The organism is Thalassospira sp. (genome assembly GCF_040218635.1).
Taxonomy (GTDB): domain Bacteria; phylum Pseudomonadota; class Alphaproteobacteria; order Rhodospirillales; family Thalassospiraceae; genus Thalassospira.
The window spans coordinates 477,960-491,081 of sequence record NZ_JAVJRB010000005.1 but is presented as its reverse complement, the minus strand read 5'-3'; the positions used below and the strand labels follow the sequence as shown (position 1 = coordinate 491,081).

At 53.3% G+C, this 13,122-nt stretch carries 12 protein-coding genes; 3 read left to right on the top strand and 9 right to left on the bottom strand.

Annotation, left to right across the window (positions count from 1 at the left end):
• Positions 1-37: 37 nt before the first annotated feature.
• Genes RIC05_RS05830 through RIC05_RS05815 form a run of 4 tightly spaced genes read right to left on the bottom strand, consistent with a single transcriptional unit; the run spans position 38 to position 4,677 of the window.
• Positions 38-1,636 (bottom strand): gamma-glutamyltransferase family protein, encoded by a 1,599-nt coding sequence (locus RIC05_RS05830; protein WP_350044960.1) that lies wholly within the window; start codon positions 1,634-1,636, stop codon positions 38-40.
• 9 nt (positions 1,637-1,645) lie between these two features.
• Entirely contained in the window at positions 1,646-3,169 is a 1,524-nt protein-coding gene (locus RIC05_RS05825) for a tripartite tricarboxylate transporter permease (protein ID WP_350044961.1), read from the bottom strand.
• A gap of 15 nt (positions 3,170-3,184) precedes the next feature.
• On the bottom strand, positions 3,185-3,736 hold the full coding sequence (locus RIC05_RS05820) for a tripartite tricarboxylate transporter TctB family protein (RefSeq protein ID WP_350044962.1): 552 nt from the start codon (positions 3,734-3,736) through the stop codon (positions 3,185-3,187).
• Positions 3,733-4,677 (bottom strand): tripartite tricarboxylate transporter substrate binding protein, encoded by a 945-nt coding sequence (locus tag RIC05_RS05815; protein WP_350044963.1) that lies wholly within the window; start codon positions 4,675-4,677, stop codon positions 3,733-3,735. Before RIC05_RS05815 ends, RIC05_RS05820 begins: the two co-directional genes overlap by 4 nt.
• Before the next feature lie 236 nt (positions 4,678-4,913).
• Between RIC05_RS05815 and RIC05_RS05810 the strand changes: the two genes are divergently transcribed.
• Positions 4,914-5,747, top strand: a complete 834-nt coding sequence (locus RIC05_RS05810; RefSeq protein ID WP_350044964.1) for a sulfite exporter TauE/SafE family protein — start codon at positions 4,914-4,916, stop codon at positions 5,745-5,747.
• A 113-nt stretch (positions 5,748-5,860) separates the two neighbouring features.
• On the top strand, positions 5,861-6,532 hold the full coding sequence (locus RIC05_RS05805) for a FadR/GntR family transcriptional regulator (protein ID WP_350041194.1): 672 nt from the start codon (positions 5,861-5,863) through the stop codon (positions 6,530-6,532).
• A gap of 79 nt (positions 6,533-6,611) precedes the next feature.
• Here RIC05_RS05805 and RIC05_RS05800 read toward each other — a convergent pair whose 3' ends face one another.
• The 5 genes from RIC05_RS05800 to RIC05_RS05780 all read right to left on the bottom strand — a co-directional run bounded on the left by RIC05_RS05800 (position 6,612) and on the right by RIC05_RS05780 (position 11,636).
• The gene (locus RIC05_RS05800) at positions 6,612-7,370 is read right to left on the bottom strand and encodes an aspartate/glutamate racemase family protein (RefSeq protein ID WP_350044965.1); all 759 of its coding nucleotides are present in this window, start codon (positions 7,368-7,370) and stop codon (positions 6,612-6,614) included.
• Entirely contained in the window at positions 7,367-8,206 is an 840-nt protein-coding gene (locus RIC05_RS05795; RefSeq protein WP_350044966.1) for an ABC transporter permease, read from the bottom strand. Before RIC05_RS05795 ends, RIC05_RS05800 begins: the two co-directional genes overlap by 4 nt.
• A 2-nt stretch (positions 8,207-8,208) precedes the next feature.
• Positions 8,209-9,066, bottom strand: a complete 858-nt coding sequence (locus RIC05_RS05790; RefSeq protein ID WP_350044967.1) for an ABC transporter permease — start codon at positions 9,064-9,066, stop codon at positions 8,209-8,211.
• 127 nt (positions 9,067-9,193) lie between these two features.
• Positions 9,194-10,510 (bottom strand): ABC transporter substrate-binding protein, encoded by a 1,317-nt coding sequence (locus tag RIC05_RS05785; protein ID WP_350044968.1) that lies wholly within the window; start codon positions 10,508-10,510, stop codon positions 9,194-9,196.
• Between the two features lie 40 nt (positions 10,511-10,550).
• Complete coding sequence (locus RIC05_RS05780) at positions 10,551-11,636, bottom strand: ABC transporter ATP-binding protein (protein WP_350044969.1); 1,086 nt, start codon at positions 11,634-11,636, stop codon at positions 10,551-10,553.
• Between the two features lie 315 nt (positions 11,637-11,951).
• Between RIC05_RS05780 and RIC05_RS05775 the strand changes: the two genes are divergently transcribed.
• A complete protein-coding gene (locus tag RIC05_RS05775) occupies positions 11,952-12,683 on the top strand; it encodes a GntR family transcriptional regulator (RefSeq protein ID WP_350044970.1) in 732 nt (243 codons plus the stop codon).
• The last annotated feature ends 439 nt before the right edge of the window (positions 12,684-13,122 follow it).

The following is a 13,122-nucleotide window of genomic DNA, read 5'->3' as shown; positions in this document are numbered from 1 at the left end:
CGATGCCGATCTGAAAAGTCTGAAAAGCCGGAATTAATCAGTAGCCAACGGCACAACCGTCTTTACGTGGATCAGACCCGGCAACATAACCGGCATCCGTCTTGGCAATAAGCTGTGCGCCACCAAACCCGAAATTGGTGCTGTCTGGTGTTTCAACTGCAATGGCGTGACCTTTGGCGTTCAGACCCTCAATCACATCCGCACCAAGAGATGCCTCAACCGCAACATTCAACCCCGAAAGAGCCTGCCAGCGCGGTGCATCAACTGCCGTTTGCGGGTCCTGTCCCCAAAGCTGGGTCCGCAATGTCATTTGCAAATGACCCTGTGACTGCATCGGGCCCCCCATGACACCAAAACTCATGATCGGATTGCCGGTATTGCTCATCAAAAAGGCCGGAATGATCGTCTGGAACGGACGTTTACCCCCCGCAACAAGGTTCGGATGCCCCGGTTTCAGGCTAAAGCCATGACCACGGTTCTGAAGGCTGATCGACGTACCCGGCACCACAACGCCGGACCCGAAGCCCATATAGTTCGACTGAATAAACGACACCATCATGCCGTTTTCATCGGCTGCGCTGACATAAACCGTGCCACCATGTTTTGGCGCACCGGCTTTGAAATCCTGCGCCTTGTTGGTATCGATCAGGGCTGCGCGGGATTTAAGATAATCGTCAGACAGAAGGTGTTCGACCGTCACATCGGTCATGTGATCAAGATCGGCGACATAGGCCCGCATATCGGCAAAGGCCAGTTTCATCGCTTCGATCTCAAGATGAAGGGCTTCGACCGAATCAGGGCTGTAATCGATGATGTTGGTATGACGCAAAATGCCAAGGGCGATCAGGGCTGAAATACCCTGCCCGTTTGGCGGAATTTCATGCAGCTTCACCTTGCCAAAGCTTTGCGAAATGGTGCCAACCCAGTCAGCTTTGTGATTGGCGAGGTCGTCTTCGGACAGCACCGCGCCATTTTCCGCAGCAAAACCCGCAATCTTGGTCGCAAGTCGACCGCGATAGAAGCTCTCACCCTTGGTTTCGGCAATATCGATCAGGCTTTCGGCAGCAGCTTTATTGACGAACAATTCACCGGCCTTTGGCGCCTTGCCACCGGGCAGGAAGGCCTCGGCAAAGCCCGGCTGCTTGCCCAAAATATCGCCGCCCTTTTCCCAAAGGGTGGCAATGATCGGGGAAACGGCAAAACCGCGTGATGCATATTCAACAGCCGGTTCAAACAGCTTCTCGAACGGAAGTTTACCGAACTTGTCAGAAATTTCGCGCCAGGCCGAAACCGCACCGGGAACCGTTACAGATTCCCAACCACGCTGGGGCATCTTTTCGGCACCGGCAAACCGTTCCGGTGTCCACGCCGCCGGGGCACGACCGGATGCGTTCAAGCCATGCAGTTCCTTGCCATCCCAAATAATCGCATAGGCGTCCGAGCCAAGCCCGTTGCCGGTTGGTTCAACCACGGTCAGCGCAATGGCAGATGCCAGTGCCGCATCAGCAGCATTACCGCCCGCAAGCAACATGCGCAAACCCGCCTGTGCCGCAAGCGGCTGGGATGTCGAAACCATGTTGCGCGCCAACACCGGTGACCGGCGTGAGGCATAAAGCCCATCGTGACGAAGTTTCATTGGAGTCTCCTAATCGCCGTCTTGTTCATCGGTGGCAGGACGGTCTTTTTTTCGCATTTTCAGAACCGAGCGGACGCTAAAGACTACCGACAGCAAGGCTGCTGCCAGCAATACAGCTGAAATCGGTCGGGTAAAGAACACTGTCCAGTCCCCGTCACTCATCAGCGCGCGCCGCAAATTGGTTTCGGCAATCGGACCCAAAATCACACCGAGCACCAAGGGTGCCAACGGATAATCAAGGGATTTCAACCCATAACCAACCAAACCAATCGCGCCCAAAAGATACAGGTCCGTGACACGGTTATTTAAGGCAAAGGCACCAATCACACAGCAAATCATCACGGTGGGGATAATGAACTGTTTGGGAATGTCGGTCACGCGCAGGAACAACCGCATGGACAGCACACACACCACCAGCATCATCAAGGATGCCACGACCATGGCGACAAACATGCCATATGCCAGATCAGGATGATCCATAATCAGGCGCGGGCCAACCGAAATGCCATGCACCATCAGGGCCGCCATCAAGATCGCATCAACTGCCGACCCGGGAATACCCAGGGCAATCATCGGGATCAAACCGCCACCCGCCGTGGCAGAGTTGCCGGCCTCCGATGCAATTACGCCATCCGGCGTACCTTTGCCAAATTCTTCGGGCGTTTTTGAACTGCGTTTGGCCTGATCATAGGCCAGCAAGTTGGCAATCGAGCCACCCGCACCGGGAAGGGCACCGATAAATACGCCAATCAGTGATGACCGCACCAGATTAACCGGATGCATCAGAACTTCGCGCATCACCGACCAGGTCTTAAATTCGATCACATCAGGGATCAGCGCCCCTTTGTTTTCGGCTTTGCCGTCATCTTCGACTTCGCCCATCAACTGGCTGATGGCGAAAATACCGATCAGAACAATCAGGAACGGAAGGCCGGGCATCAGAATGTCTGATTCAAAGGTCAGGCGCGGGCGTCCCATCATCGGGTCCGGGCCAATGGTCGCCAGACCAAGGCCAATCACACCCGCGATCAGGCCGCGCATCAATGAATTCCCGACAAGGCTTGCAACAATCGTCAGGGCAAACACGATCAGCGAGAAATATTCCCACGGACCAAGCTTGACCGCGATCAGCGCCAATGGCGGGGCCGCAACAATCAGAATGATGGTCGAAATGACCGTCCCGAAGAACGACGACCACACACCAAGCGAAAGTGCGCGTCCCGGTTCACCTCCACGCGCCATCGGATAGGCATCAAAGGTGGTCGCAACCGAACTTGGCGTTCCGGGAATACCAAGCAACGCCGCACTGATCAGACCACCGGTATATCCACCGACATAAACTGACAGCATCACCGAAACACCCTGCAGCGGGTCCATGGTAAAGGTCAGCGGCAAGGTCAGGATAATCGCCATGGTCACGGTAAAACCGGGAATGGCCGCAGCAACGATCCCGGCAACGGAACCGATCAGCATGTAAATCAGGGTATCAAATGCGAAAACCTGATGGGCACCGGCAAGAAATGCATCCAACATGATCGTAAACTTCTATTAGCCCGCGAACAAAATGCCGCGCGGAAGAAACACGTTAAAGACCTCGGCAAACAGCAGATTCAAGCCAACCGAGAAAATCAGGGCGGCGATCAGAGACTGAATAACGGTCTTTTTCGAAATGCCTGCGATCATAAGCTGGGTGATCAGCAGAAAAACAAAGGTCGCAAGCGAGAACCCGGCATAGGGTAAGACGCCAAGATAAATCACCAGAAGACCAAACAGCGCAAACGAGATCCGGCGGGTTTTGATCCAACCGCACAGCGCTTCGCCAAGGCCGTCAAGCTGACCGGCTTTGCGGATATCGACAACTGCACGAACCGCCGAAATCAGACACAGCACTGCCAGAACGCCAAAGACAAGCTGCGGAAAAGACCCCGCACCAAGTGGCTCCCAACGCGACGTTGGCAATTCCCCTGCCCGAACGGACAGATAAACCGATCCAAGACCGAAAACGATGTATGAAACCAGCCGCGCGAATTCTGTTCTTGCACGAGAAGCAGCGGATGCCAATGCACCCGCTGCTGCTGATTTCTCAGCCCCGTTCGTCATCCTGCGAGCTTGCCAACCAGACGGTTAACAGTGTCGGACAGTTTGCCGAGATAGGCTTTGTATGCGTCCTGACCAAGGAAGACCGGTGCCGAACCAACATTTTCGATTTTGGCGCGAACATCTTCGTGCTGCATGACTTTTTCCAGATACGCTTCAAGCGCATCGGCAACATCCTGCGGGGTGCCTTTTGGAAGAACCACACCACGGGTCACGGCCAGATCAAGATCATGACCAAGTTCCTTGAAGGTACGGACGTCCGGTGCTTCTTCGGTGCGCTCTGGCATGCCAACAGCAGCAAAGATCAGATCGCCATTTTCAACAAACTGACCGGCTGACGAAACATCGCCAATCGCAACGTCAATGTTCCCACCTACCAGCGCACGGATACGCTGACCGGTACCTTCATACCCGACATAGGAAAACTCGATTCCAAACGCGTCTTCAATCATCGCCATGTGCAAATGCGGAACACCTGCAAGCGTTACACCGGCGCGAACTGCACCCGGATGTTCTTTGGCATAGGCAACCATTTCTTCAAAGTTCGAGAAATTGTCGTTCTTTGAAAGGGTCAGATATTGCGGCGACGAGGTCACCAAAGCGATCGGCATGAAGCTGTCCCAGTTCAGATCGGTAATACCGGTACCGTTCGAGATCAGAAGACCTTCATGGATCTGGGAAATGGTATAGCCATCCGCCGGGCGCTTGGCGAATTCAGCCAAACCGACATTGCCGCCAACGCCGGGCATGTTGATCACGGGAACGGCTTTGCCGGTTTCTTCGGCAAGACCCTGTGCAACAAGGCGCATCAGCGTATCACTGCCGCCACCCGGGCCCCAAGGGACGATGAATTCGATCGGCTTTGTCGGATAGTCCTGTGCCTGGGCCGGGCCTGCAATGGCAGCAGCCATCAGACCAGCGGCAACAGCAATCTTGCGGAACATGTCAGTGCCTCCTGATATAATCTTCTGAATCAATTGAAACCAATATCAATTTGGTTCCTACATTTTGTCGTCATATTGTTGTCATCTGAATATTGTATCCGCAAGCCTAAAAACGCAGAACAGCAAATTTTTGGCGATATTTTGCGTTTTATTGCGTAAATTCGTTGCCAAGGAGCGTATTCTGGCGTTAGTACGAATAAGATATAACCGTAAAAATTGGTTTGGATTGGTTTGCGATGATTGAAATTGAAGGCACCATGAGCCTCTATCTGATTTGGGGCGCCGCCATGCTGTTCGCAGGCGTCGTGGGCGGAATCATGGCCGGGCTTCTGGGGGTCGGCGGCGGGATCGTCATTGTCCCGGTGCTGTATCATTTTTTGACCACCATGGGGGTCGACGAATCCTTGCGCATGCAGGTTGCTGTCGCGACCTCGCTGACCACAATCATCGCCACCGCCATTTCATCAACACGCAGCCACTATAAAAAAGGGTCGGTCGATATCGCCCTTTTGAAACACTGGGGCCCGGCGATTGTTGTCGGTGTGATCATTGGCACCACCATCGGCGGCCTTGCCGATGGCCGTGTTTTGACCATCGTCTTTGCCGTTGTCGCCCTTCTGGTTGCGGCAAACATGATCCTGGTCAAGGACCGCGAAACCGACGCGGCCAAGAACCCACCGAAATCTGTCTGGGCCATCCTTGGCATCATCGCCGGAAGCCTGTCGGCCATGATGGGGATTGGCGGTGGTACCATATGCGTGCCGGTTCTAAACTTCCTGGGTTATGACATCCGCCGTGCGGTTGGAACGGCCGCGGCCATTGGTTTGATCATCGCCCTTCCCGGCACGATTGGTTATGCCATGTCCGGTATCGGTGTTGATGGCAGGCCACCGTTTTCAATCGGCTATGTCAATGTGCTGGCAGCGGCCCTGCTGATCCCGATGACGGTTCTATGTGCGCCAATTGGTGCGCGCATTGCCCATTCGATCCCGCGCCGTGCGCTTCGCATGTGTTTTGGTCTGTTTCTTGCCATTACATCTTTGCGGATGTTCTATGATCTGCTTAGCTGATATCAGATCACTATGATCTTCGGTCCGAACCAGTCCTCTGGGAATGAGCGCCATAAAAATAAGGGTGCGGATTGGTTCGGCTACAGGGAACGCCATAAAAAAGAATAAAGACCATGAATGACTTTGCGACCCAAGGGCTGGCTGAAAAGCTTAAATCCGGTTTTGCCAACGGTGCGTTTGTCAAAGACGGCCGCGTAATTGCCGAACGCCACCTTGCCGAGGAACTTGACGTTGGCCGCCGCGCGCTGCGCAAGGCGCTTGATCTGCTTGAAGCAGATGGTCTTATCTGGCGCCGTCAGGGGCAAGGCACCTTTGTCGGCACCCCGCCAACCCCGCGCCTGCGCAAACTTGAAGGCATTGCCACCAAAACCAGCCCGTTTGAAATCATGGAAGTGCGTCAGGAAATCGAACCTTCGATGGCGCGTTTTGCAGCGCTCCGCGCATCCCAAGGCGACATCGATACCATGCGGAGCATGGTCGAAAACGCTGCCCTTGCCACCACACAGGGCGAATATGAAAAATGGGACGCTGCCTTTCACCAGAAACTTGCCGAATCGGTTAAAAACACCCTGTTTCTGGCCGTGTTTGAAGCCGTCAATGCCGTGCGCCGTGATGCGGCATGGGCCCGCATGCGCGAAAGCAGCCATTCCGGCAGCCTGATCCATGATCTAAGTGCGCAGCACCGCGACATTGTCGATGCTATCGAACAGCGCGACCCCAAACGCGCCGAAGATGCCATGCGCCGCCATCTGGCACAGGTCGAACAGGCCCTTAAACAAGCCTGACCTGATCCCATGAAAAACGGGCCAAGGTTTCCCCGGCCCGTTTTATGTCGCCCCTAAAAGGCGGTGTAATTCTGATGGTTTAGACCGATGGTGCGAACCCGGCAAACATCCCGTGATAGGCCTTCATTGGCGGGCTGGCATAGGCCCCGGCCTTACTGGTGCGAAGGCCCAGCATTGCCATCGCTTCAATCATTTTGACCGCGGCACTCACCCCGTCAATGACCGGCACACAAAGTTCATCACGCAATCTGTCGGCAATGTCGGTCATGCCGGCACAGCCCAGAACAATTGCTTCGGCTCGATCATTCAAAAGGCAGGCCTCCGCCTGGTTTTTCAACGCAGCATAGGCCGCGCCGGCATTCGCCCCTTCAAAATCAAGCGTCCGAACCCCGGCTGAGCGCACCACGCACTGCGACGCTGCCCCGTATTTCCCCACCAGATGTTCAAGCGGACGGACGGAAACCGCCATCGGGGTGACAATGGCAAAGCGCGATGAAACGGCTGCTGCCATGCGAAGGGCCGCTTCGCACAGACCCAAAACCGGGGCAGAACTTAAACACCGCGCAGCATCGACCCCGGTATCGTCAAAGCAGGCAACAACATACCCACCGATCGGATCGGTAAGTTGCGCAGGTGTAGCTTCAAGTTCACGAATGACCGATAACAGCCCGACACTGGCAAATGCTTCGTCGTAATAACCTTCGATGCTATCTGGGCCAAATTTCGGATTAAGGGCGATGACATCGGTATCTGCTGCGACAATCTTTTTGGCCTGATCACCGACCTTTTTGGTAAATCCCGCCGACATATTGGGATTGATCACCGCGATCTTGCTCATGCTTTCGCCCCCTTACGACGGCGCAAAAGCAATACCGATCCAAGGGCAATGCCAATCACAATAAACGAGAACCCGGTGGTCACTGTCCCCAGCGCATAAAGAACCGGCGTGGTGACATTTGTTGTCATGCCATAAATCTCAAGCGGCAAGGTATTGAGCGATCCCGCTGTCATCAAGGTACGGGCAAATTCATCGTAAGACAGGGTGAATGAGAACATCGCAACCCCGATCAAGCTTGGCCCGACCATCGGCAAGACAACATATTGAATGGTTTGCCAGTTGCTGGCCCCCAAATCGCGGGCTGCTTCCTCGAAGGACGGATCAAACCGGTTAAACACGGCAAACATGATCAAAAGCCCGAACGGGAAGGTCCATGTCAGATGTGCACCAAGGGCGGATGTGAACCATTGTGGCTGCCATTCGATGATGTTGAACAGCAAACCAATCCCGAGCGAAATCAGGATCGACGGCACGATCAGGCTGGCAATCGCCAGATAAAAGATCACGCTGTCCCCCTTGAACCGGCGGCGGAAAGCCAGACCGGCCATAAAGGACACAACGACCGTCACCATCATGACAATCAGGCCAAGCTTGATCGATCTGGTAAAGGACCCGCCAAAATCACCCACCGCCTGACGTTCAAACAGATTGCCAAACCAATGGAACGAAAACCCGTTCATCGGGAAGGTCAGGCCGCCATTTTCACCCTGAAAGGACAGGATAAAGATCGTCAGCATCGGCCCGTACAAGAACAGGACAAACAGGGTAAAGAAGGCCGCCAGGATATAGAAACTCAATGGGCGCCGTTCACGTGTTTTCGGGATGCTCCGGGCCATGATCACAGCTCCTTTCGGATATCAACAAGGCGCAAAAGCCCGGTCACGATCAAAAGTACCGTGATCAACAGCACCACCGCACTGGCTGCCGCCGCAGGATATTGCAAAAGCCCGATTTCGTTGGAAATCTGCAACCCGACCGACGCACTTTGACCGCCACTCATCAAACGCACCGTGATGAAATCACCCATCACAACCGTAATGACAAAGATCGATCCAATCGCAATACCCGGTTTGGACAGTGGCACGATAACGGATTTAAGCGTTTCAAACCCGCTGGCCCCGGCATCGCGGGCGGCTTCGATCAAGGAACGATCAATGCGCATCATGGAATTGAAAATCGGCACCACCATGAACAGCGTATAGAGATGCACATCTGCCAACACGACTGCGAAATCGGAAAACAAAAGGAACTCCAGCGGTTCATCGACGATCCCGAGATTGATCAGCGCCGAATTCAAAAGCCCGTTGCGCCCCAGAAAAGGAATCCACGAAATCATGCGAATGATGTTTGATGTCCAGAACGGGATGGTACAGACCATGAAAAGCACGATCTGCCATGTCAGGCTGCGGACATGGAAGGCGAGGAAATAGGCCACGGTGAACCCGATCAACAGGGTAAACACCCATGTCAGGGCCGCGTATTTCAATGTATTAAGATAAATGCTCCAGGTCACCGAAGACCCAAGCAGATAGCTGTAATTTTCAAAAATAAAATCTGGCAGAATCCGGTATTCGTCATAGTCCCAGAAACTGACAACAACGATGGTCAGCAACGGAATGACAAGAAAGACCGCAAAGATCGCCGCCATCGGCGAGATCAGAAAATAAGACGATCGTTTGGACGTATCAGAAGCCATGGTCTGTCCCTGAATGCCTGCCGGAATAAATGGTCAAATAAGAAATGATCAAGTCTGGCATTTGAAATCAGTTAATCGGGGTGCCGGGCGCGGCATGAACCGCGCCCGAACAATGTCTGTCGCCAAATTATGCAGCGATGAATTCGTTCCATTTGCGGATCATGTGCTTGTTCTCGTCCATGACAGAGTTCCAGCATGCGACCGAACCCATACGGGCTTCGTAAGAACCGCCATCGCGAACCGCACCGGCTTTTTCCATAACCTTGCCATCCGGGCTAAGAACGTCGCCCTGTGCCGCTTTGCCTTCCATCCAGAAGCCCCATTCGTCTTCGGACATGAATTTCTGCGCGGTTGCCGGTGCAGCACTGTAGTAACCCTGACGGTTAAGATATGCACCAACCCAGCCAGACAGATACCAGTCGATATATTCATAAGCAGCTTCAAGTTCGAGACCCGAAAGATGCTTGGCCAGACCAATGCCGCCGCCCCATGCGCGGTAGCCTTCTTTAAGCGGCTGATACTTACAAGCAATGCCTTTGGAACGAACAGCAGCAACAGCAGGTGACCACATCGACTGAATAACAACTTCGCCAGATGCCATCAGGTTGACCGACTCATCGAAGCTTTTCCAGAATGCGCGGAACTGACCGGCTTTCTTGGCATCGATCATAACCGCGATGGTTTTGTCGATTTCTTCCTGCGTCATGTTGCCTTTGTCACCATAGGTAACTTCGCCCATGGCTTCGCAGACCATTGCCGCATCCATAATCCCGATCGACGGAATGTTCAGGATCGATGCTTTGCCTTTGAATGCCGGATCGAGAAGATCGGCCCAGCTGGTGATGTCGCGGTCGATCAGATCCGGACGGATACCAAGGGTATCTGCATTATAGATGGTCGGGATCAAAGTCATCCACTGGGTCGGAGAAGTGGCAAATTCAACGCTGTCTGCACTTTCAACGAAACCAACCGTATGCGGCGCGGTGCCCTGGGCAATTTCGGAATCCGGGGTCAGTTTGCCGTCAATGAACAGCTTCGAGATGTATTCATAGTTTTTGAGCTTGGTGGTATCCATCGGCTGCATGGTGCCGGCCGGGAAAACCTTCTTACAAATCCAGTATTCGATATCGGCGATATCAAACGAATTTGGCTGGGTTACTGCGCGCTGTGCAACCGCATCGGAATCAAGGGCGGTCATCTGCAGGGTAAAACCAAGGTCTTCTTTAACCTTGTCCGCAACTGCGTTGATGTTTGAAACACCGGTACCGAACTGGCGCAGCGTCACATTTTTGATGTTCTGCGCCCAGATGGTCGGAAAGCCGGTAATGGCACCTGAACCGATGGCGGCACCGGTTACGGCTGCTGCACCTTTAACAAAACCGCGGCGCGATACGCCGGTATCGGTAAGAAGATTCTTGGATGATTTTTTCATATCAATCGTCATGTGAAGCACTCCTGATAGTTTGTTTGGTTTGGTTGATTATTTACGCCAGAACGTGCGCGTGTTCCGGTTTCCAGTTGGCGATAAATTTGTCCTGTCGCCTTACAGGCGCCTGCCGAAATTCGCTTTCGGTCTTCATCAGGGTTATTTCTTTGCCGTCGCTTGTGCTCGCGACGATCCTTACCCACAGGCCGAGATACTCGACCGTGGTAATCTCAACAGCGATTTGGCCGTTTTTGGTCTCTTCCGGGGCGATTTCATCCAGACCGATAAGGTCGGTACGAATGGTGAATTCAATATCTTCACCCGCTTTCCCGTCTGCAAAGCCCGGCAGGAAAAAGCTATCTGGACCACGCGCAAGCAAGGTGCCTGCGGGACCGGATTGCGAAACCGTGCCTTTGAAAATGTTTTGACCGCCCATGAAATTGGCGATGAACCGCGATTTGGGCTGATTGAAGATTTCCTGCGGGCTGCCTTTCTGGCGAATGATCCCGTCTTCCATCACCACCACCATGTCCGACAGGGCCAATGCCTCGTCCTGGGCGTGGGTGACATGAACGAACGTAATGCCAAGTTCCTGCTGCAGGCGGCGCAACTCATCACGCATCCGGGCCCGCAAAAACGGATCAAGTGCTGATAACGGTTCATCAAGCAACAGAACCGATGGTTCCGTGATCAATGAACGTGCCAGTGCGATACGCTGTTGTTGGCCGCCGGAAAGCTGATCGGGCTTACGGTCCGCAAACTGTTCCATCTGGACCCGTGCCAGCATCTCTTTGGCCCGCTCTTTACGATCGGACGGCGAGACACCTTGCATCTTCAGACCAAAGGCGACGTTTTCCGCACAGGTCATATGGGGGAAAAGCGCGTAATTCTGGAACATCATTGCCGTGCCGCGTTTAACCGGCGGCAATTCAGTGACATTGCGATTTCCGATCAAAAGATCGCCTTCGCTGATCACTTCGTGACCGGCAATCATCCGAAGCGTCGTTGACTTGCCGCAGCCCGACGGGCCGATCAAACAGCAATACGCCCCGGCCGGAATTTGCAGGTCAATCGATTTGACCGCCTGTGTGCTGCCATAGAACTTACTGACAGCAATTAACTCTATGGCTCCGTCGCCCTTCATCCGTCCACCCATCGCTGCATGCAAAATTGTTAACAATCCTGTTGTCGATCGTAGGCAAAATGCATGCCAATTGTTTTATTGGCTGTTTTATGCGGGAGTCCGGGAATGGGACCTTGCAGACATTGGGCTTTCTGCTTGTTTTCTACCCATCTTTTGTACAAATTTTACGCACTTTGGTTTCATTGTTTAGAATGTATGCAATTTTATAGAAAGCGGGGATATAGTTCAGCGCGTTTTTTTATTGTCTAAATCGTCAACAATTTTGTAGAAATACATCACGCATAAAAATATGAACCGACGGAAAGTAACGTCACGATGGCCAAGGCCGAAGAAACCGGCAGCTATAAAGGCAGCGGCAAGCTGCGCCCGGAGGAAATGATCTATCAGGAAATGCTCGGCGCGATCCTTGATCGTCGGCTTGAACCGGGCATGAAGCTGATCGAAGAAGATCTGGCCAAGACATTTAGCGTCAGCCGTGCGCGCATTCGTGCGACGTTCCTGCAATTGGCCCATGACAAGCTGATCAATCTTGTTCCCAATCGCGGCGCCTTTGTTGCCGAACCAACCATTGATGAAGCCATCGAAGTCTTTTCTGCGCGCCGCATGATCGAAGACGGGGTTGCACGCAAAGTCGCCACCACGATGACCGATGCGCGCGCCGCACAGATCAAACACCATCTTGATCGCGAACATGCCGCCCATCATGACGGCGATCACCGCGCTGCGATCATTCTTTCAGGTGAATTTCACCTTCTACTCGCCCGACTGACCGGCAATCTGGTGATTGAAGAATTTCTTGAACGTCTGATTTTGCGAAGCTCGCTGATCATTGCGATGTATGAAAGTCCGCAGCCTGTTGATTGTTCACATACCGAACATGACCGGTTGCTAAGCGCACTTCTTAGCGGTGATCCCGATATCGCCGCGGCTGAAATGTCCCGCCACCTTGATGCCATTCGCGACCGGCTCCAGCTTCAACGCCCAAAACCCGGAAAAACCGACTTTGCCAGCATCTTTGGCCGTGCACCAAAGTCAGAAGCCAGCTGATTTCCAAAGTTTCCCGGGATATTCGGGCATGTAGCGAACTATAGCGCATAGATTTCATATGCGACTGCGAACGCTATGTCTGCGCACTGAATGCTAACAACATTCCCGATAAGAACTATTATACCCGCGTCGCAGCCAGTTCGACCGTCACCTATCACGGGGACGGCGCATAACTTCTTCCCCCGCCCGCACAACAGGTTCCAAGCCGCCCAACAATCATCAGACAATTTAAAAGGCGGGAATGCCCTCCTCCCTTTTTGCTCTTACTGCTCTTACTGCGCTTCCTGCTTCAAACACTTGGTTACGTGCCAATATTTGCACTGCTCAATAATTGTATAAAATATTCGAAACTTAAGAGCTGATCTGTTAAGGTGCCCGAACGCAGTATCCGGGCAGCGCCTTGATATTATCATATTGTATGATGTTTACTTCTCCTGCC

Bases quoted from the DNA above. Each gene is read 5' to 3' on its own strand.
- RIC05_RS05830 (WP_350044960.1), bottom strand. From the start codon at position 1,636: ATGAAACTTCGTCACGATGGGCTTTATGCCTCACGCCGGTCACCGGTG.
- RIC05_RS05825 (WP_350044961.1), bottom strand. From the start codon at position 3,169: ATGTTGGATGCATTTCTTGCCGGTGCCCATCAGGTTTTCGCATTTGAT.
- RIC05_RS05820 (WP_350044962.1), bottom strand. From the start codon at position 3,736: ATGACGAACGGGGCTGAGAAATCAGCAGCAGCGGGTGCATTGGCATCC.
- RIC05_RS05815 (WP_350044963.1), bottom strand. From the start codon at position 4,677: ATGTTCCGCAAGATTGCTGTTGCCGCTGGTCTGATGGCTGCTGCCATT.
- RIC05_RS05810 (WP_350044964.1), top strand. From the start codon at position 4,914: ATGATTGAAATTGAAGGCACCATGAGCCTCTATCTGATTTGGGGCGCC.
- RIC05_RS05805 (WP_350041194.1), top strand. From the start codon at position 5,861: ATGAATGACTTTGCGACCCAAGGGCTGGCTGAAAAGCTTAAATCCGGT.
- RIC05_RS05800 (WP_350044965.1), bottom strand. From the start codon at position 7,370: ATGAGCAAGATCGCGGTGATCAATCCCAATATGTCGGCGGGATTTACC.
- RIC05_RS05795 (WP_350044966.1), bottom strand. From the start codon at position 8,206: ATGGCCCGGAGCATCCCGAAAACACGTGAACGGCGCCCATTGAGTTTC.
- RIC05_RS05790 (WP_350044967.1), bottom strand. From the start codon at position 9,066: ATGGCTTCTGATACGTCCAAACGATCGTCTTATTTTCTGATCTCGCCG.
- RIC05_RS05785 (WP_350044968.1), bottom strand. From the start codon at position 10,510: ATGACGATTGATATGAAAAAATCATCCAAGAATCTTCTTACCGATACC.
- RIC05_RS05780 (WP_350044969.1), bottom strand. From the start codon at position 11,636: ATGAAGGGCGACGGAGCCATAGAGTTAATTGCTGTCAGTAAGTTCTAT.
- RIC05_RS05775 (WP_350044970.1), top strand. From the start codon at position 11,952: ATGGCCAAGGCCGAAGAAACCGGCAGCTATAAAGGCAGCGGCAAGCTG.